At 49.1% G+C, this 19,905-nt stretch carries 16 protein-coding genes; 6 read left to right on the forward strand and 10 right to left on the reverse strand.

Features of this window, described 5'->3' with window-relative positions; all coding sequences use genetic code 11:
- Positions 1-138 precede the first annotated feature (138 nt).
- Entirely contained in the window at positions 139-2,313 is a 2,175-nt protein-coding gene (locus ACYVJQ_RS08455; RefSeq protein WP_460892639.1) for a dipeptidyl-peptidase 3 family protein, read from the forward strand.
- 117 nt (positions 2,314-2,430) lie between these two features.
- On the opposite strand, the gene ACYVJQ_RS08460 is transcribed toward ACYVJQ_RS08455, so the two are convergent.
- The 3 genes from ACYVJQ_RS08460 to ychF form a co-directional block, all read right to left on the reverse strand.
- A complete protein-coding gene (locus ACYVJQ_RS08460; protein WP_460892640.1) occupies positions 2,431-2,946 on the reverse strand; it encodes a DinB family protein in 516 nt (171 codons plus the stop codon).
- An 85-nt stretch (positions 2,947-3,031) separates the two neighbouring features.
- The gene (locus ACYVJQ_RS08465; RefSeq protein ID WP_460892641.1) at positions 3,032-4,525 is read right to left on the reverse strand and encodes an OmpA family protein; all 1,494 of its coding nucleotides are present in this window, start codon (positions 4,523-4,525) and stop codon (positions 3,032-3,034) included.
- 282 nt (positions 4,526-4,807) lie between these two features.
- Entirely contained in the window at positions 4,808-5,905 is a 1,098-nt protein-coding gene (ychF, locus tag ACYVJQ_RS08470) for a redox-regulated ATPase YchF (protein ID WP_460892642.1), read from the reverse strand.
- 599 nt (positions 5,906-6,504) lie between these two features.
- Between ychF and ACYVJQ_RS08475 the strand changes: the two genes are divergently transcribed.
- Complete coding sequence (locus tag ACYVJQ_RS08475; protein ID WP_460892643.1) at positions 6,505-7,242, forward strand: YoaK family protein; 738 nt, start codon at positions 6,505-6,507, stop codon at positions 7,240-7,242.
- 287 nt (positions 7,243-7,529) lie between these two features.
- Here the strand turns inward: ACYVJQ_RS08475 and ACYVJQ_RS08480 are convergent, their stop codons facing one another.
- The 5 genes from ACYVJQ_RS08480 to ACYVJQ_RS08500 all read right to left on the reverse strand — a co-directional run bounded on the left by ACYVJQ_RS08480 (position 7,530) and on the right by ACYVJQ_RS08500 (position 14,706).
- Positions 7,530-8,963: a TolC family protein gene (locus ACYVJQ_RS08480; protein WP_460892644.1), complete on the reverse strand. Its 1,434-nt coding sequence runs from the start codon at positions 8,961-8,963 to the stop codon at positions 7,530-7,532.
- Entirely contained in the window at positions 8,956-12,156 is a 3,201-nt protein-coding gene (locus tag ACYVJQ_RS08485) for an efflux RND transporter permease subunit (protein WP_460892645.1), read from the reverse strand. The genes ACYVJQ_RS08480 and ACYVJQ_RS08485 overlap by 8 nt, the downstream gene beginning before the upstream one ends.
- A gap of 25 nt (positions 12,157-12,181) precedes the next feature.
- Positions 12,182-13,264: an efflux RND transporter periplasmic adaptor subunit gene (locus tag ACYVJQ_RS08490; RefSeq protein ID WP_460892646.1), complete on the reverse strand. Its 1,083-nt coding sequence runs from the start codon at positions 13,262-13,264 to the stop codon at positions 12,182-12,184.
- Between the two features lie 292 nt (positions 13,265-13,556).
- A complete protein-coding gene (locus tag ACYVJQ_RS08495) occupies positions 13,557-13,847 on the reverse strand; it encodes a hypothetical protein (RefSeq protein ID WP_460892647.1) in 291 nt (96 codons plus the stop codon).
- 526 nt (positions 13,848-14,373) lie between these two features.
- Positions 14,374-14,706 (reverse strand): DUF3276 family protein, encoded by a 333-nt coding sequence (locus tag ACYVJQ_RS08500; RefSeq protein WP_460893588.1) that lies wholly within the window; start codon positions 14,704-14,706, stop codon positions 14,374-14,376.
- 129 nt (positions 14,707-14,835) lie between these two features.
- On the opposite strand from ACYVJQ_RS08500, the gene ACYVJQ_RS08505 reads away from it, so the two are divergent.
- Positions 14,836-15,234: a septal ring lytic transglycosylase RlpA family protein gene (locus ACYVJQ_RS08505; RefSeq protein WP_460892648.1), complete on the forward strand. Its 399-nt coding sequence runs from the start codon at positions 14,836-14,838 to the stop codon at positions 15,232-15,234.
- Positions 15,231-16,148: a DUF58 domain-containing protein gene (locus tag ACYVJQ_RS08510; RefSeq protein ID WP_460892649.1), complete on the forward strand. Its 918-nt coding sequence runs from the start codon at positions 15,231-15,233 to the stop codon at positions 16,146-16,148. The genes ACYVJQ_RS08505 and ACYVJQ_RS08510 overlap by 4 nt, the downstream gene beginning before the upstream one ends.
- Positions 16,149-16,230: 82 nt before the next feature.
- Here the strand turns inward: ACYVJQ_RS08510 and ACYVJQ_RS08515 are convergent, their stop codons facing one another.
- Both ACYVJQ_RS08515 and ACYVJQ_RS08520 read right to left on the reverse strand, forming a co-directional pair.
- Positions 16,231-17,433 (reverse strand): hypothetical protein, encoded by a 1,203-nt coding sequence (locus ACYVJQ_RS08515; RefSeq protein ID WP_460892650.1) that lies wholly within the window; start codon positions 17,431-17,433, stop codon positions 16,231-16,233.
- 120 nt (positions 17,434-17,553) lie between these two features.
- Complete coding sequence (locus ACYVJQ_RS08520; protein ID WP_460892651.1) at positions 17,554-18,180, reverse strand: DNA-3-methyladenine glycosylase family protein; 627 nt, start codon at positions 18,178-18,180, stop codon at positions 17,554-17,556.
- Positions 18,181-18,303: 123 nt separating this feature from the next.
- On the opposite strand from ACYVJQ_RS08520, the gene ACYVJQ_RS08525 reads away from it, so the two are divergent.
- On the forward strand, positions 18,304-19,155 hold the full coding sequence (locus ACYVJQ_RS08525; RefSeq protein WP_460892652.1) for a hydroxymethylglutaryl-CoA lyase: 852 nt from the start codon (positions 18,304-18,306) through the stop codon (positions 19,153-19,155).
- Positions 19,156-19,159: 4 nt separating this feature from the next.
- Complete coding sequence (locus ACYVJQ_RS08530; RefSeq protein ID WP_460892653.1) at positions 19,160-19,897, forward strand: (Fe-S)-binding protein; 738 nt, start codon at positions 19,160-19,162, stop codon at positions 19,895-19,897.
- The last annotated feature ends 8 nt before the right edge of the window (positions 19,898-19,905 follow it).

Raw genomic sequence — 19,905 nt, forward strand, 5'->3', positions numbered from 1 at the left:
AAGTTGGCTTCTGGTTTAGACCTCTTTTCCAAAAACGGCTCTAAAACAGTCAGAGAGGTATTACCGAAGGGGATATGGCCAGGTTTTTGCACCCTTAGTCAAATTGCTTAGTTTTAAGTCATCATTACACCCTTATCTATGAGAAAAGCACCTATCGCCGCTTCGGCGTTTTTATTGGCTTCTATCCTGGCCGGAGGCTGTGCTAAAAAAGCGACTACTTCCTCTGCAGAGACGCCAGCAGCTTCCGCCACTTCCACTACCGCTAGCGCGAAAGCGGCCACAGGAACTAACCCCGTCCAGGTGACCGCTGAGCAGACTTCTGCCCCTCAGGTCCTGGATGACGACAAAGGTTTCAACTACGTAGCCGAGCAGTTCGCTGACCTTAGGATCCTGCGCTACCGCGTTCCTGGCTTTGAGAATCTTCCGGTAAAACAGAAAGAGCTGCTCTATTACCTTTATGAGGCCGCCCTCTCCGGCCGTGACATCATCTACGACCAGAACTTCAAGCATAACCTGCGTATCAGAAGAACCCTGGATGCCATTGTGCAGAACAAGCGCGACCGCTCCACCTCGCCTGACTGGGAGAAGTTCATGGAATACACCAAGCGGGTGTGGTTCTCTAATGGTATCCACCACCATTACTCAGCTAACAAGATTATGCCCGAGTTCAGCAAGGAGTTCCTGGCCGCCTCCATCACTAAAATTCCTTCCTCACAGCTGCCCTTGAAGGACGGCGAGACCCGGGATGCCTTTATTAAATGGATTACGCCTATCCTTTTTGACCCTAACATCGCGCCTAAGCAGACTAACAAAGCCGCCGGGCAGGATTTGATCAAAACCTCGGCGGTGAACTTCTATGAGGGGGTGACCCAGAAAGAGGTGGAGGCCTATTATGCCAAGCAAACAGATGCAGACAAGACCAGGCCGGTTTCCCATGGCCTGAACTCCAAAGTGGTGAAGGAAAACGGCCAGCTGACGGAAAAAACCTGGAAGGCCGACGGCATGTATGGTCCAGCTATCCAGCGCATTGTGTTCTGGCTGGAAAAAGCCGTGGCCGTGGCTGAGAACGACAAGCAGAAACTAGCCCTCCAGAAACTGGTGCAGTTCTACCGCACCGGTGACCTGAAGGTGTTTGACGAATACAACATTGCCTGGGTCAAAGACGTGGACTCCAAGGTAGACGTGGTGAACGGCTTCATTGAGGTCTATGATGACCCATTGGGGATCAAAGGTTCCTATGAGTCTGTAGTGTCTTTCAAAGACGAAGAAGCCACCAAGCGCATCAAGGCCATAGGGGACCAGGCCCAGTGGTTTGAGGACAACTCGCCGCTGTTGCCTAACCACAAGAAAAAGAACGTGGTAGGTATTACGGCCAAGGTGATTACCACGGTGGTAGAGGCAGGAGACGCGGCCCCGGCCACGCCTATTGGTATTAACCTGCCCAATGCCAACTGGATACGCAAGGAGCACGGCTCTAAGTCTGTGAACCTGGGCAACATTGTTCATGCCTACAATGAGTCTGCCAACACCGGCGGAAGTGCCCTCACCGAGTTTGCCTACAGCCCCGAGGAGATTGAGCGTTCCAAGAAATACAGCTCCTTGGCCAGCGACCTGCACACCGACATGCACGAAGTAATAGGCCACGCCTCTGGCCAAATCAATCCAGGCGTGGGTACGCCCAAGCAGACGCTTAAGAACTACGCCAGTACCATTGAGGAAGGCCGCGCCGACCTGGTGGCCCTATACTACGTGATGGACCCTAAGCTGGTAGAAATGGGCGTGATGCCTAACCTGGAAGTAGGCAAGGCCGAATATGATGGCTACATACGGGGCGGTTTAATGACCCAACTTTCGCGTATTGCGCCCGGCGAGGTGATTGAGGAAGACCACATGCGTAACCGCCAGATGATTGCTGCCTGGGCCTTTGAGAAAGGTAAGAAAGACAACGTGATAGAGCGAGTGACCAAAGACGGCAAAACGTACTTCAAGGTAAATGACTACCAGAAGCTTCGCGCTTTGTTTGGTCAATTGCTGCGCGAGACCCAGCGCATTACATCTGAAGGCGATTTCAACGCAGCCAAGAATCTGGTAGAAACTTATGGCGTGCAGGTAGACAAGGCCTTGCACCAGGAAGTGCTGCAGCGCTACGCCAAACTGAAGATTGCCCCTTACAGCGGCTTCATCCAGCCTAAGCTTACGCCGGTGGTTAAGGATGGCAAGATTGTAGACGTGCTGCTGGTGTACCCAGATAACTTCACGCAGCAAATGCTGGAATACGGCACCGTGTACAACCTACTGCCTCATTACAACTAAAAGCGTTTTAAGCCTGTTTTTACAAAAACGGCCCCGAAGCAGAAACTGCCTGGCATTTGACCAGGCAGTTTCTGTTTCGGGGCCGTTCTGTTTATGGTGGAGCTTTTCGCTTTACTTCTAGACGCCGGCCTGTAAGATGCGGCTGGTGACCAGCAGTTGGCCCACGTGGCGCTGGGTATGCTCAGCGGCGTGGAAGATGAGGCCCAGCATCGTGGACGGAAGCTGGGCGCGGCCCACGCCCCTGAACTGGGTAAGCGTAGAGGGATCTGTGCCCTTTAGCTGGGCCAAAGATTTTTGTACCTGGCCTTCAAAAGCCTTTACCAGATCAGTTACGGTTTGGTTAGGCTGCTCTGTACCTTCTGCCTGTAGGTAAGCCAGGGCCTCTTTAGAAAGGGCCTCGGCGCGGGCGTAGGTAAAGAGGCGGTCCAACACCCCAGCCAGGTGCTTCAGGTGGAAGCCTACAGAGGCTACGTTGGCGGGTCTGCTCCAAAGCAGGTGCTCCGGGAATCCCTCCATATATGTTTTTACTTCGGCCTGGGCCTGTAGCAGGGCATGGGCCACGGGCTGCAGCAAGGCGGGTATCTCTGGCAAGGGGCCTTGCAGCCAAACCTCTGGTTTTTTTCCTTTTTCCATAGGGGTAAGTAGTTGTTATGGGGCTAAACGTAAAAATGCCCGACCAAGTGGCCGGGCATTTTTTAAATATCAATCCTAGTTTCCGTTACTGGATGAAGAGACGGAACTCAGCGCGGCGGTTTTTAGCACGGCCGGAGTTGGTGGTGTTAGGAGCAATTGGACGCTCTTCGCCAAATCCTTCAGTGATCACACGGTCAGAGCTAATGCCTTTGGTGTTGGTGAAGTAAGACTTGGCAGATTCAGCTCTGCGTACAGACAGTTCCTGGTTGTACTCATTAGAACCAATGTGGTCAGCGTGGCCAGAGATACGCAGGTTGTAGTGCGGATATTTACCCAACATGGAAGCAATTCTGTCTAGGGTTGGGTAAGAAGTTTTCTTCAGAACAGCTCTGTTGAACTCAAACTCAATCTTAGGAACGCGGGCCATGTAAGTGCTGTCTTCCATGTCAAGTGCTGGGCAACCCATGTTAGAAGCAGAACCGGCTACGTCTGGGCAACGGTCTACGTCATCATTCACACCGTCACCGTCTTTGTCAAGTACCACTGGGCAACCATTGGCATCAACGCGGGTTCCGGCTGGAGTACCTGGGCAAGTGTCATTTTTATCAGCAACACCGTCACCATCTGCATCTGGGCAACCTCTGGTAGCAGCAGTACCGGCTACATCTGGGCACTCATCTTCTGAGTCACGGATACCGTCACCGTCTTTGTCAGGGCAGCCTTCTAAAGCGGCAGTTCCGGCTTCAGTTGGGCATTTGTCTAAGTAATCGGCCACGCCGTCTTTGTCACCGTCAAGTGGGCAACCTTCTTTGTCAACTTGTACACCGGCTGGGGTGTCTGGGCATTTGTCGCGGCGGTCAGAAACACCGTCTCCGTCTGTGTCTTTGGCTTTACCTAAGCCAAAAGAAAGACCAAACTGGTGTTGCAGGTAGCGGTCCATCAACTCATCAGAACCGGCAGTAGAAACACCGTCTAATAAGTTAGTGGTTGGGTAGTTTAAAGTGGTCTGCGCGAATAAGCTAATACCGTCTGTGATTTTGAAGCCAATACCGGCACCACCCATGTAGTTCAGGCGCAGTTGGCCTTCATCATACTTGAAGGTGTTGGTTCCGCCTGGTCTGGCTACTGGCAGGTAGGCCTCTACGCTAGCGTAATGGGCGCCCAAACCGGCAATCAGGTAAGGCTGCAGGAACGACGTCTCACTCAGGATTTTCCCGTTGTTCAGTTTCAGTTTAAGACCGAAGTTGGCGGTTCCTACCTCATCATCAAATCTACCAAAGCCATACCCGGTTTTATTATAGGTAACCGTGTTGGACTCCTGCTTCATGTTGAAGTAGTTGAGTTGCAGCGTAGCGTCAAAGGAAGGAGAAATGTATCTATTGATTCCCAAACCTCCGCCCCAGCTAGAGTTGCTCATGTCCCACATGTCATTCCGCATATTGGTTCTGGCTTGAATGGCGTTCGCGTAGATCGAAAGTCCCCAAGGCCTGTCGGCTGACTGGGCATTAGACTCTGTTGGGGCTACCATAGACAGCATCATCGCGCTGATTACAGAAGCTTTAAGTAAGGTTTTTTTCATAGTTTTAAAGAGTTGAAATATAGTATTCTGCACATATTTACAGATTTTAGAATAAAATGTTGCCTCTTATCAATAAAAAGAAATCCTAATATTGGGTAAATGACACAGAGTGAGGGGGTTAAATTTGCTAAAAGTTATAATTGTTCAATCGGGAAAAGCATTAAAATCATTAATTTGGGGTATATGCGTAGGCTTTGTATAAAATAATCCTATTCCTTTCCAGGCATAAAAAAAGGAGAGCAAATTGCTCTCCTTTTTTTATGCCTGTATGGTGGGTAAGGCTTATACGTTAAAACGGAAGTGCATTATATCTCCATCCTGCACCACATATTCTTTGCCTTCCAGGGCCATCTTGCCGGCCTCTTTGATCTTGCCTTCGGTCTTGTATTCTACGTAATCTTTGAGCTTGATCACCTCGGCTCTAATGAAGCCTTTCTCAAAGTCTGTGTGAATTACGCCGGCCGCCTGTGGGGCTTTCCAGCCTTTTCTAATAGTCCAGGCCCGTACTTCTTTGACGCCGGCGGTGAAGTAGGTCACTAGGTCTAGTAGGGCATAAGACGCTCTGATCAATTGGTTCAAGCCAGATTCTTTGAGGCCGTACTCGCCCAGGAACATTTCTTTTTCCTCGGGCTCAGTGAAATCTGCGATCTGCTCTTCAATAGCCGCTGAAATCACCACCACTTCTGCCTTTTCGTCTTTCACGTGGTCTTTCAAGGCATCCAGAAACTTGTTTCCGGTTAAGATGGATTCCTCGTCTACGTTGGCCACGTAGATCACAGGCTTAATGGTGAGCAGTTGCAGGTCTTCTACAGACTGCAGGTCTTCTTCTGAAACATCAAGGGAGCGGGCATTCTTGCCGCTTTCCAGGTGCTGCTTGAAGCGCTGCAAAGAAGCGAACTCTTTTTTGGCGTTGGCATCACCAGATTTGGCAGTGCGCTCTACCTTGGAGATCTTCTTGTCAATAGACTCCAGGTCCTTCAGCTGCAGTTCAGTGTCAATGACATCTTTGTCAAAAACCGGGTCTACGCCGCCGGCCACGTGCACTATGTTAGGGTCATCAAAGCAACGGATTACGTGAATAATGGCGTCAACTTCTCTGATATTGGCCAGGAACTTGTTGCCCAGGCCTTCGCCTTTGCTAGCACCTTTCACCAGACCGGCAATGTCTACAAATTCCATTACGGTGGGCAACACGCGCTCTGGGTGTACCAGATCTTCCAGCACCTTTAAGCGCTCATCTGGCACCGTGATCACGCCCACGTTGGGCTCAATGGTACAGAAAGGGTAATTGGCAGATTCTGCTTTGGCATTTGACAAGGCATTGAACAGCGTAGATTTACCTACGTTTGGCAAACCCACTATTCCACAACGAAGTCCCATAAATATAAGGTTGGTCTAATTTCAAGGTTGATGTTTGCGCCTCTATCAAGGTTTTGGTGACTGATACCTACTTTTTTAGAAGCGGGTGCAAATATACGCAATCCTTGGGGGACTATTTCTATAATAGTAGCAGGGGAGTGGAGTAAGCAGGATTGGAGGTAAGTCGGAAAGGATTTGCTTTTGGTAGTGGTCCGGGTTTTGGATTACTATAGGCCTCTTTGTTTTGCTAGAAAAGATTTTCTGTTTTAAGGCCGTTTTTTGGAAAACAGGCTCAAAACAGGTTTAGCAACCCAATGGCTTTTAATAAGAGAAGCAACCCGTTTTTGCTGGGGATAGGAAGGAAGAAAGAAGCATCTTGGGCCTCATTGCCTTCACAAGAACTTTATTTCTTTTTACCTGGGCCAACAAGGCACACAAGCTTTGATCAACCTATAGGTTTGATGTCAAGCCAAACCAAACCTTCTTTTCTTCCCTTTAATCTTTCCTGAAAATTCCCTTGCAACTAGTCTGCAAAAACGCGTAGTTGCCGCTTTCTAGCGCACTTTCCCGCCCTCCTGATTTTGTCTAAAAAGAAAGCCGGGCTTATTAAGTAAACAACAATGTTTCGGCATAGAGGTAAAACCAGAACCCTGCAGCACAATCTAAGAATTGCTTCTTTGTTGTCTTTTGTGGCGGGAATGGTGAATGTGTCGGGGTTCTTGGCGGTGCAAAGGTTAACCACCAATGTGACAGGGCATTTTGCCTACCTGATAGATGAGGTTTTCCGGCTGAAATGGTGGCAGGGATTCATTTATTTCCTGTATATCTTTTTCTTTTTCCTGGGGTCCTTTGTTTCCAATTTCCTGATTGAGCTGCTTTCCCTCAACAAGAAGACCTTAAGTTTTACGATTCCAATTCTCTTGGAGAGCCTCATTCTTCTTTCCCTGGCCTTTTCGGGAGAGTTGTTCCTGCATCAAAACCCTGATGTATTGGCTTATGCGCTGCTTTTTGCCATGGGTATGCAAAATTCCCTTGTCACCACCATCTCCAATGCCACCGTTAGAACTACCCACCTGACCGGTCTGTTCACCGACCTGGGGATTGAGTTGTCACAGCTGTTTTTTTATAGGGAAAAGACGCAAAGACAAAAGCTATTTGCCTCTATTAAGCTGCGCGGCACCATCATCTGTTTCTTCTTTTTTGGCGGCTTAACCGGCGGAGTGCTTTATTCTTCCCTAAAGTTAAAGGGATTAAGTCTGGCGGGGTTCATCTTACTGGTAGCCCTTATGTATGACCATCTCAAGTTAAGGGTAATGTTGTCAAAAAGAAAGAGGAAAACCTTGAAGCAGAAGGAGTAGAGGCCTGGCAATATTTCGGCAGTTTCATTCACCTTTATCTTTTTATTCGCCAAAGAATGTTGGCAACTGCAGCAACCAAAAGTACCTTTACAAGGCGAAGGACCTAAAACACTAAAACTCCTTTTCTGTTTTAGAGGCGTTTTTCTAAAAACAGGCCTAAAACAGAAAGCTGATAGAATAAGGCCTTGCCAAACCCAGTGGACATATAAAAAAGAGGCCCTTTCCAGAAGTAGGAAAGGGCCTCTTTTAATTTCTACCCTAGGTGAATAGGGAAGGGCACTTAAAGATTATTGATTCCAGCCGCCTCCCAAAGCACGGTACACATTCACCGTGGCATTCATTTGCTGCATTTTGGTTTCAATAAGGTCAAATCTAGATTCAAGGGCATCGCGCTGGGTAAGGAGTACCTCCATGTAATCTGCCCTGGCTGAGTTGAAAAGGGTGTTTGAAATGTCTATAGACTGGGTAAGTGCCTCCACTTCCCGGGCTTTCAACTCATAGCTCTTCTGCAGGTTACTGATGCTGGACAAATGGTTGGTCACTTCTATGTACGCATTAAGGATGGTGCGCTCATAGTTGTATACCGCCTGTATCTGCTTGGCATTGGCGCTGGTATAAAGTGCTTTAATAGCGTTCTTATTCACCAGTGGCGCCATAACATCTCCGGCAAGCGAAAACAGCATAGACTCAGGTTTTACCAAAAAACTGGGATTAAAGGCCTGCAAACCTACTCCCGCCGAAAGCCCCAGGGTGGGATAAAACTGCGCCCGGGCTACCTGCACATCCAGTTTGGCGGCCGCCAAATCCAGCTCGGCTTGCTTTATGTCGGGCCGATTGGCCAGCAGTTGGGCTGGGGTGCCGGTGGTTACCTGCGTGGGCGTGAGGCTTAACAATTCCTGGCTGGTACGCTGCACCGGTTGTGGGAACCTGCCTACTAAAAAGTTAATCCTATTCTCTGTCTCCGTGATTTGCTGCTGGATCTTGTATTGCAAAGCCTGGGTGTTAAGCACCTGGGCCTGGAACCGGCGCACGGGTAATTCTGTGGCCCGGGCGGCCTCTTTCTGCAGCTTCACAATGCGCAGCACGTTGCTCTGGATGTCAATGTTCTGCTTAATGATGGCCAATTGGTTGTCCAGGGCCAGCAGTTCATAGTAAGAGGTGGCAATTTCAGAGATGAGGTTGGTCACCATGAAATTCCGGCCTTCCACAGAAGACAAATACCGGTTGGTGGCTGCCTGGCGGGCATTGCGCAACTTGTGCCAGATGTCTACCTCCCAGTTAGCAAAAGCCCCTATCTGGTAATCCTGCAAAGGCTCGGGCATCTCGCGGCCTGGTTCAATTTCAGTGGTGGCCTCTAACGCCCCAATGTTGGTGAACCGGGCTACTTTGTCTACCCCGGCTCCGGCCCGTAATCCCACTGAAGGCAGGTATTCGCCTTTCCTGATTCTCACCTCATTGCGGGCTATCTCAATTTCCTGCAGGGTGATGTTCAACTCCTGGTTATTCTGCAGGGCGGTGTCAATCAGAGCCGTAAGGTGCGGGTCTGTGAAGAACTGCTTCCAAGGCGTCTGCACCGTGTTGGTGGTGTCCTGCGAGTTATTAAAACTCGCAGGTACCGCCGTGTTCACTGATTTTTGGACTAAAGTGGGTAAACTACAGGCCGTAACAGACAAGGACACAAAAGCAATCCCCATCCATTTCTTTGTTCTGTTCTTATACATGGTCTTTGCTTTCATCAATTAAAGAGAGTTCCTCGTTGGCATACACATAGCCTTCGGTGAGTGGGGTCTCGTGTTCATCTCTGATCAGGTGGCGGCCGTCTGCCATCTTAGCGAAAATGTAGTACAGGCCCGGGATGATCACCACCCCGAAAATGGTCCCGAACAACATACCGCCTAGGGCTGAGGCTCCAATGGTCCTGTTTCCGATGGCCCCGGCACCTGTGGCCACGATTAACGGAATCAAACCAGCCACAAACGCGAAGGAAGTCATGAGGATTGGACGGAAACGCACGCGGGCCCCTTCAATGGCTGCTTCCAGAATAGTCGCCCCTTGCTGCCGCTTCTGCACGGCAAACTCCACAATCAACACGGCGTTTTTCCCTAGCAAACCTATAAGCATGATCAAGCCAATCTGCGCGTAGATGTTGTTTTCCAAGCCCATCAACTTGAGCAGTAAGAAAGAGCCGAATACCCCTACCGGGAGGGAAAGCACTACCGCAAACGGGATAATGAAACTCTCATACTGGGCTGCCAACACAAAATAGACAAACAGCAACACCACCAGGAACACATAAAGCGACTCATTCCCCCGTATGGATTCATCATAGGAAAGGCCTTCCCAAGCAATGTCATAGCCTTTGGGCAGGGTATTAGCCGCCACTTCCTGAATAGCCTTGATGGCGTCTGCCGTGGTATAACCCTTGGCCGGAAGCCCTTGGATAGCCGCTGAGTTGTACAGGTTAAAACGCGTTACCTCATTAGGGCCCTGGGTCTTTTTAAGTTTCATGAACGCAGAGTACGGTACCATCTCGCCCTGGTCGTTCTTCACAAACAGGTTAAGGATGTCAGACGGCAATCTTCTGTATTTAGGGTCTGACTGCACGTATACCTTAAAGAACTGGTTGAACTTAATGAAACCCTGCTCATATGTACTACCAATCAAGATGTTCAGGTTTTCCATGGCTTTGCCAATTGACACCCCTTTCTGCATGGCCAGGTTGTTGTCAATCTCCAGCTCATACTGCGGGTAGTTGGCCGCGAAGAACGTGAATAAGCCTGTCAGTTCTTTTCGCTTACCCAATTGGGCCATGAACTCCTGGTTGATCTTGTCAAACTCATGGTAGTCTGTGTCTGAGTTTTTGTCCAGCAAACGCATAGAGAAACCACCGGAAGATCCGAAACCCGGGATTGCGGGTGGCTCAAAGAACTCAACCACCGCGCCCAGTCCTTTAGATTTCTCTTCGAGCTCTTCCATTATCTCTTTCACGGTATGCTTTCTGTCTGACCAGCTTTTTAAGTTGATCAAACAGGTACCGGCGTTAGAGCCCCGGCCTTCGGTCATGATCTCATAGCCTGCCAAAGAAGACACAGATTCTACCCCTTCAATGCTTTCGCAGACTTTCTGTAGTTTCTGTGATACTTTGTTGGTGGTCTCCAGAGTGGAACCCGGCGGGGTCTGCACAATGGCGTAAATAGTACCCTGGTCTTCATTCGGGATAAAGCCAGAAGGCAACACCTTGTTCTCAATGAAAATACCCACCCCGAAGGCCAACAAAATAGCCCACGTAAGCCATCTTCTGCTCACAATATTCCGGAGCAAGCCCACGTATTTACCGGTCAGTTTCTCAAAACCGGTGTTGAAGCCATCCAAAGCCCTGGTAAGCGGGTTCTTTTTCTTCGGCTTGCCGTGGTTGTTCTTTAACAGCATGGCACACAGTACCGGGGTAAGGGTAAGGGCAATCACCGCCGAGATCACAATAGAGCTGGCCATGGTGATGGAGAACTGGCGGTAGAAGATACCCACCGGACCAGACATGAACACCAACGGCACGAATACCGCGGTCATAACCAGGGTAATGGCAATGATGGCCCCACCAATTTCACGTAATACTTCAATAGTGGCCTTGTACGGGGAGAGGTTGGTTTCTTCCATTTTGGCATGGACCGCTTCCACCACCACAATGGCGTTGTCTACCACAATACCAATGGCTAGGACCAAGGCAAACAGCGTAATCAGGTTAATGGACAACCCAAAGAACTGGATCACAAAAAACGCCCCCACCAAAGAAACCGGCACCGCCAGAATAGGGATAAGGGTAGAGCGCCAGTCGCCCAGGAAGATGAATACCACAATAGCCACCAGAATAAACGCATCCCGAAGGGTGTGAATTACCTGATCAATGGACGCGTCCAGAAACTGAGACACGTCATAGCTAATTTTGTAGTCCATGCCGGGAGGGAAGGAGCCTTTCATTACTTCCAGCTTGGCTTTCACCTCAGCAATTACGTCACTGGCGTTACTGCCGTAGTTCTGCTTTAACACAATCGCCGCCGATGGCTGGCCGTTCAGATTGGAGTAAATGTCAAAGAACTCACTGCCCAGCTCCACGGTGGCAATGTCTTTTAACCGAATGCTTTCGCCTTCAGAGTTGGCCCTGATGATGATGCCTTCATATTCTACCGGCTTGTTGTAGCGGCCTTTGTAGGTAAGCACGTATTCCAGAGACTGAGCGGCAATACCAGAGCTTTGGCCCAAACGGCCTGGGCGGCCAATGATGCTTTGCTCGGCTAAGGCCTCCATCACTTCCTCCACTGATATTTTATAGGCGCGCATACGGTCTGGGTTCAACCAAACACGCATGGCGTAGCGACGGCTACCCAAGATCTGCGCCCGGGCCACCCCTTTGATCCTCTGGATTTCCGGGATCATCTTCACGGTGGCGTAGTTGAAGAGGAACTTCTCATCCATGCTTTCCCCCTTAGAATAGAGGTTCACATACATCAACATACTTGGCTGGATGGGTGTGATCACTACCCCTTCGCGTTGCACCAGTTCTGGGAGCAAGGGCATTACCTGGTCTACCCGCGTCTTGACTCGAATTACCGCGTCATTGGGGTCGGTGCCGGGTTCAAAAATGATCCTGAGCGTGGCTTCCCCGGCACTGGTGGCATCTGAGGCAATGTAGCGCATGCCCTCCACGCCGTTAATGGCCTGTTCAAGGGTAATGAGGGTAGAGTTTACCAGTACATCGGCACTGGCACCAGGGTAGGCGATGAAGATATTGACCGTGGTTGGCGCAATATCCGGGAACTGCGAAATAGGGAGCTGCTTGATGGCCAAGCCCCCCACAAAAACGATCATGACCGATATTACAATCGCAAATACGGGTCTATGTATGAATTTACTAAACATGTTTTCTGCTTTCTAGGAAATAGGGTTACTCCGCGTATAATTCTAACTGAGAGAGCGCGGTGGCAGGCTCCACGAACTTGGGATGGATCTTCTCATTCTCATGCACCAGGCGCAGACCTTCCAACAGGATCTTGTCGGTTGCCTTCAGGCCTTTCTCCACCACATACAGGTGAGGTAACTCAGCGGCCACGGTGATCTCTCTGGATTTTATCACGTTGTTCTGGTCCAGCACATAGACGTATTTCTTGTCCAGCACCTCAAAAGTGGCTTTCTGTGGAATAAGCAATGCGTGGTGCATAGGTACTTCCATGAGAATGTTACCGGTAGCCCCGTGGCGTAGCAGGCCATTGGGGTTAGGGAAAGTGGCCCTGAAAGCGATGTTACCCGTCTCGTTATTGAAGTCGGCCTCAATGGTTTTTACCTCACCGGGGTATTCAAATATCTGCTGGTTGGCCAGCTCCAGTTTTACTTTCTGGTTTTTGGCGCTTTTCTGGCTGGCTTTGTAGTCCAGGTACTCAGACTCAGGTACATTAAAATACACCCACATCTGGCTGTTGTCTGACAGCGTGGTGAGCAATTCGCCTTCGTCAACCAGGCTGCCGAGCCTTACTTCTAAATGGTCCATGATGCCGTTAAAAGGCGCTTTTACCTGAGTAAACCCTAAATGCACCTGGGCTACTGAAACCTCGGCTTTGGCCTTGTTCAGTTTGGCTTTGGCCATGGCCAGTTCAATAGGAGATACCACGTTGCCGGTAGCCAGCTTTTTGGTGTTCTGGTATTCAATGTTGGCGAAATTGGCCTCGGCCTGGGCTTTTTGCAGCTCGGCTTGGTACATAGCGGGCATGATCTGGAACATCATCTGTCCTTTTTTGACCAATTGGCCTTCGTCTACAAAAATCTTCTGGAGGTAGCCTTTCTCCAGGGCCCTTACCTCAATATGACTAATGGCGTGGATTTGACTCACGTATTCTTTGGTAATCAAGGTGTCTTTTACCAAAGGGCTGGTCACCAGGAACTGGGTGGCCTCTTCTTTCTTTTCCTTCTTAGATTCACAGCCGGAATTAGTAAACACGGCGCACAAGGCCAGGAGCATGAAAATTCGATTCATGGAACTTCTAAATTATTTAAATGGAAAATGGATGATGACGATGGAAGCGTAGAGGCCTACACTAGTGCCCGCCCAAAGCAGCGGCCATGGGAGACAGGCAAAAAATAAGACTATGGAAAGGGTCAGCAAAGGGATTGCCAACAGGGCGCATTTTCCATTCTGGAGGAATAGAAGCAGCGCGCGCTTAAAAAATAATTAAATTAAAAAGAGAGTTACCCCATAGTGGCCGGTATAGGAACGGGCAGGGTAAAGGAAAGGAGGCCCGGGAGCGGGCCAGAAAAGGAAACTTAAATCAAATCTGGAATACCCTGAAAAGAAGGTACCATCTACGGTAAGAGAAGTAAGCTAGTTGCTTACAGGCCCGTAAAATTTGTCTTAAATGGCCTAAAAGATACGCTAGGAGAAAACCGGAGAAAAGAGAGGAAAGGAAATCACCGTCCAGGATGAATTTTCTAAAGGAAACAGTGTCTTCCTCGGTTTGAGATTCTGAAATAGCAACCCGGGTAGCTGGTTTCTCTGCGGCAACGGGGCTGTAGGTGAAATCATGCGCCTGCTGGGCAGATTCTGAATGAGAGAAGGACACTCTCTCCTTTTTGTGCTTAGGTAGGAAGGCAGACGTATCCTGGCGTACCTGTGTAAGGTAGGGGTTATATGCCTTTAAAAAGACAATACACAGTGCAAGTAGAATAGTATTAAAGGCCTTTAGCATCCTGTCGCAAAACTACGTCGCGTATTTGTTAATGACAAATAGTACTTTTAAATAAAAGATTTTTCTTAAAAGCGATTGCCAGGTGCACTTTCCTTCTACTAAAAGAGCCACCAAATTGTCTTTACTGTAGCGCCTTCTACTGGGCCAGCAGCGCAACAAATGGTTAAGGGAGAGGGATTTTGATTAGAAACAGAAACGGAAAAGACGTTCAGAAGAGTAGAAGGCTACCTTAATGGCAGACTTGCCATTACTAAAGAAAGGAATGGACTAGAGAATGCCGGAAGAGAAAAAATAGGTGAATGGCTTTTTTAAAGGCGTTTTTGAGAAATAAGGCCCAAAACAGAAGGCATAAAAAAAGCTCACGCCAGGCATGAGCTTAAGGGAAAAGGAGCGAGGGGGCTTATTCCCACTTCAGTTCTTCATCCACGGCCGCTTCTGTTTCTGCGTGTTCCAGGCGGTCTAGTTCTGCTAATGCCTCTTCAGACAATAATTCACCTTTTACGTGGTTAACGGTATCCTGCAACGCTTCCATGAACTTAGCGAAATCTTCTTTGTACAGGAAAATTTTGTGCTTTTCATAAGAATAGTTGTCATCCTTAAACTTGCGTTTGCTCTCCGTGATGGTTAGATAATAATCATTGGAGCGGGTTGACTTCACATCAAAGAAATAGGTGCGCTTTCCTGCCCGTACTCTCTGCGAGTAGATTTCTGCTTTGTCGTTGTTCTCTTCCACCATAACTTGAAGGTTCCTTATTTATTTGAAGTAGCCAATTTAAAGCAACAGATTCATATCTAAAAATTTTTAAGATTAATTTTAATAGTTAAATTCGAATGTACTAATGTTCTGAAAGAACAAACCTACATGTCTAAAAAGCTATTCTGTCTTTTCCTTTGTTTCCTGCCCCTTTTAAATTTTGCTGAAACACCCATAAAGCAAGGAAAAGCTACCTTTTATGCCCGTTCCTTTGTAGGGAAGAAAACCACCAGCGGCGAACGCTATGACCCTGAGGCCTTAACTGCCGCGCACGCCACCCTGCCGCTCCACAGCTATGTGCAGGTGCGTAACCTCCAGAACGGCAAAAGCGTGATAGTCCGGATTAATGACCGCATGAGCCGCAATTCACGGTTTGTGATTGACGTTTCTAAGAAGGCCGCCCATCAATTGGGTATTGTAAACGCTGGCATGGGCAACGTGAAAATCTCCAGAGTGGACAAAGAAACGGCCCTGGCCCTCCAAAAAAAGGCAAACGAAGAGGTATGAGTAAACTAACCGTGGATTTAGACAGTGTACGCCATCTGCAGAACCTGGAACTGTTGGCCAAGCAATTGGTGGAAGGGTTCATTACGGGCCTGCACAAGTCACCCTACCACGGCTTCTCAGTGGAATTCTCAGAGCACCGTCTTTACAACAGCGGTGAAAGCACGCGCCACATGGACTGGAAAGTCTTCGCCCGCACAGACAAGCTCTTTGTAAAACGCTACGAAGAAGAGACCAACCTGCGGTGCCAGCTTCTGCTGGATGTCTCAGGATCTATGTATTATCCTTCCCACAATTATGGCAAGCTGGCCTATGCCGTCTTAAGCGCCGCGGCCCTGGCCACCCTGTTACAACGCCAACGCGACGCCGTAGGCCTTACCACTTTCTCAGACCAGATTGAATTACAGACCCCCATCAGGTCTACGGGTGCGCACTTGCATACGCTTTTGTTGGCCCTGCAGCAGCAACTGCAGAAACCGGCGCCCCCGCAAAAAGAGACCAGGGTGGCCGGCATGTTGCACCACAATGCCCAGCAGTTGCCCAAACGCTCCCTGGTTATTCTCTTCAGCGACCTGCTAAGTCAATACGAGCAGTTGGATGAGATTTTCCTGGCCCTGCAGCACCTGCGGCACCAGCAACATGAAGTGCTTCTGTTCCACTTTACCCACGGCGAAACCGAAGAAGACTTTAACTTCCCGGACAAACCCTTCTTGTTTACCGGCCTGGAAAACGGCGAAAAGATAAAGGTACAGCCCTCTGAGATTCGCGAAGCCTATGTACAGGCCATGCGCCAGTTCAAGAATGATCTGAAGCTGCGTTGTGGCCAATACCGCATAGACCTGGTTTCCGTGGACCTGCGTGACCCTTTAGAAAAAGTTCTTCAGTCTTATCTGGTCAAGCGCCAGAAGATGCGTTAGCGTTTTAGGCCTATTTTTCCAAAAACAGGCTTAAAACGGTTTTTTGCACCTTTATAGGTATTGCGTTTCCTTGCGCCTAGCTTTATTTTGAGACCTTCCAAAATGGAACAACCACAGAAACGGTAGAATCGCTTTTGCGCTGAAGGGTGAGTGTATGTGCCCCCAAAGGAAGCTGATCAATTGGAATCATGGTGGTAATACCCAGTTGGTCATAAGACCGGTTCCAGGTAGGAAACCACTCTAAAGCCTGGTAGACGCTATCGTCTATCTTGACCAGGGCCAGATCGGTAAGGTACCTGTTGCGGGTGTCTTTTTGCTTAAAGTCCTGGTCCCAGAATTTCCGGTAAACCACAAAAAGCTCCAGCACATCTGTGTCAATTAATTTAGAGGGAATAGCCACGCCCTGCACTTTTTCAGACCCTAATTCATCTTTATAATAACCATAATTCATGACAGGGTTATCGGCTAGTTGAAACCTGAACTCCCGTTGGTCAAAGATATTATGCCATTTAAAGGTTTTGTAGACAGAGGCATAACTATAAAAAAACGCTATGGTCACAAACACGCTAATGGCGGCAAATAACTTCCATTTATTTACATTGGTGTTGTATACCCAAAGCGCTTTCTGGTACACAAACCTTAAGGAAAGGATATCAAAAAGCCTGAAAAAAGGGTACAGGAGATAAGATAAATAAGGGATTTTCCTTAAGCCCCCAAAAGAGAATAAATCTATAAAGTAAAAGAAGGATACCCAGGAGAAAATGGAAAAGTACGTTTCCCAACCCGCGCCCAGTTCAAAATTAAACAAAACCGAAGGCAATGAAAGTAACAGAAATGCTACCAGGATATAACCAGCTAATATAAAGCTAGATATAATAGATAAATACATGACCATGCTGCAAAGCTTGTTGGTGCTAAGAATGAGGTCATATAAATCTGAGTTTTCAGTAACGTTAATTTTAAAAGGCCTTTTCCATTTTATTTTACTGGTTTTTACGCCAGTGGGGTAGGCATAATTGGCGCACACCAAGCTTACCCAAAAAGCACGTAAAGCCAAGTGCAGAATAAAGCCCACCGTTAAAATCTTTACCCCAAAAGTTGCCAAAAGCAGTAGCATGTCTGTCCCTACCAGACCCGTGGTGATCTTAATAGATTGCACGCTCTCAATTAAAAAATCTGAGGCCTGAATCAAAGAGAAAATAGCCCCACCCGAAATCAAAAGCTCAAGCTCCCAAGAGCTTTCCTGTAAATTATGAAGCCATTCTGGGGTTTGGTTTTCTTTCATGGCAAAGCGCTAATCGTTTAAATTGAAAGATAATATAATCTCCTAATTGTAAGGAATATTAGAGGGAAAGCTCTCTTGGTTTATTATCCAGCCTATGGGACAAAGCTTATCACCTTTAATTCAAGGCTCAGGATTGGTCAAAGGCATATTGTCCAGTGAATGCCAGAGGTATCTGCAGGCCAGGGTGCGGTGGGGGCGCCAGGCCTGGGAGAGTTCCAGCATCTTTGCTTTGGCCGGTTTCCCGGTCTCCTCAAAGTGGTACAGCCGTTTCATGGCATTGTAAATGCCCAGGTCATCTACCGGCATCACATCTGGGCGGTGCAGGGCAAACATCAGAATCATTTCGGCGGTCCAGCGGCCCACGCCTTTGATCTGGACCAGCCTTGCCAGCAATTCCTCATCTGGCAGATGCGCCAATTCCTGGTCTTCCAGTTTCCCTTCAGACTTATGGGTCGCCACGCTTTTGATATACCCGGCTTTCTGGCCAGACAACCCTACCGCCCGCAATTCCTCCAGGGGGAGGGCAAGCACAAAGGCCGGGTCGGGTTCTTCCCCGGGAAACAGCCCGAAAAAACGCTTCTTGATGGTGGCCGCTGCCTTCACTGACAATTGCTGCGAGATGATGGAACTGAGCAAGGCCTCATAAATGGGTTTGGCGCTGGATGGTTCTGGTAAAGGAGCCGTATGCATTACCAACTGGTAGAGGAGCGGATCTTTTGAAAACAGGGCAGCGTGCGTATGGTTCATAGAGTGGTGTTTTAAGGAGGTCGCGTAAAACAGGCCAGACCGTTTTTTTGTACAGCCCCAGCGAAAAAGACTTGCTAAAGATACCTACCTTCACGTATTCATGGTTTGTAAATCCTCTTCTTCATGAAAATTATTGAATGCCCCCGTGATGCCATGCAGGGAATGGCCGACTTTGTGCCTACTGACCTGAAAGTAACCTACCTCCAGGCTCTGCTACAGGTGGGGTTTGACTCCCTTGATTTCGGGTCTTTTGTCTCTCCTAAGGCCATCCCGCAGATGCGCGATACCTCTGAGGTGCTGGAGCGGTTGGATACTTCTTTGTCACAGACAAAATTGCTGGCCATTGTGGCCAATGTGCGGGGCGCCGAGCAAGCAGCTGCCTTTGGGCAGATCCGGTACCTGGGTTTTCCTTTGTCTCTGTCTGAAGAGTTCCAGCAACGCAATACCAACAAAACCATTGCCCAGGCGCTGGATGAGGTGGCCCAAATGCAGGAACTGTGCATAAAGGCAGGCAAAGAGTTGGTGCTGTACCTGTCCATGGGCTTCGGGAACCCTTACGGAGAAGCCTGGGAGCCAGCCCTGGCCGGCGAAATGACCCAAAAGCTGGACGCGCTGGGAGTAAAAATCATTTCCCTGTCAGATACCATTGGGGTTTCTACGCCCGCCACCATTACGAGCCTTTTCTCTGAACTCATTCCCGCTTTCCCGCACATTGAGTTTGGCGCGCACCTGCACACCAACCCCAATACCTGGCGCGAAAAAGTGGAAGCCGCCTATGAAAGCGGGTGCCGCCGCATGGACGGGGCCTTGTTGGGGTATGGGGGCTGTCCCATGGCCAAAGACGAGCTGGTAGGCAACATGCCCACTGAGAAAATGCTGTCCTATTTCCAGGAGAAAGGCGTACCTTTGGGCCTAGATAGCGAGGCGTTTTCCAGGGCCATGGCTTTGGCGTCTCAGGTTTTCCATTCGCTCTAAACCTATGCCACAACCGGTAGTAGATATTTTCATTCCCTGCTTCATTGACCAGATGTTTCCGCAGACTGCTTGGAACATGGTCAAACTGCTGGAGTCCCTTGGCTGCAAGGTGCGCTATAATTCAAACCAAACCTGTTGCGGCCAGCCTGCCTACAACGCCGGCTTCCAGAAAGAGTGCCGTACCGTGGCAGACAAGTTCCTGGAAGACTTCAGCAACGAGGACAGTGATTACATAGTGGCGCCCTCAGCCAGCTGCGTAGGCATGATCCGGAATGCTTATGCCAATATCTTTGTAACCTCCTCCAACTTCACGCGCTACCGCACCATGGAGCGTAAGGTGCTGGAATTAACAGAGTTTCTCACGGATGTCCTGCAGGTAACCCGTATCCCGGGGGCCAAACTAAACGCCAAAGTCACCTACCACGATTCCTGTAGCGCCCTGCGCGAATGCGGGATTAAAGAAGGCCCGCGGCGGCTGCTGGAAATGGTGGAAGGCCTGGAACTGGTAGAGATGCGCGATACGGAGACCTGCTGCGGCTTTGGCGGCACTTTCGCCGCTAAGTTTGATGCCATCTCCGTGGCTATGGCCGAGCAGAAGGTAGAAAACGCCTTGAGCACCGGGGCCGAGTACATTGTCTCTACAGACACCAGTTGCCTCATGCACCTGGAGGCCTACAGCAAGAAGAATAACAAACCTATTAAAATGCTGCACATAGCAGACCTGCTGACCACCGGTTGGTAAAAGGGCCA

The sequence above is a fragment of the Rufibacter soli genome (assembly GCF_054781795.1).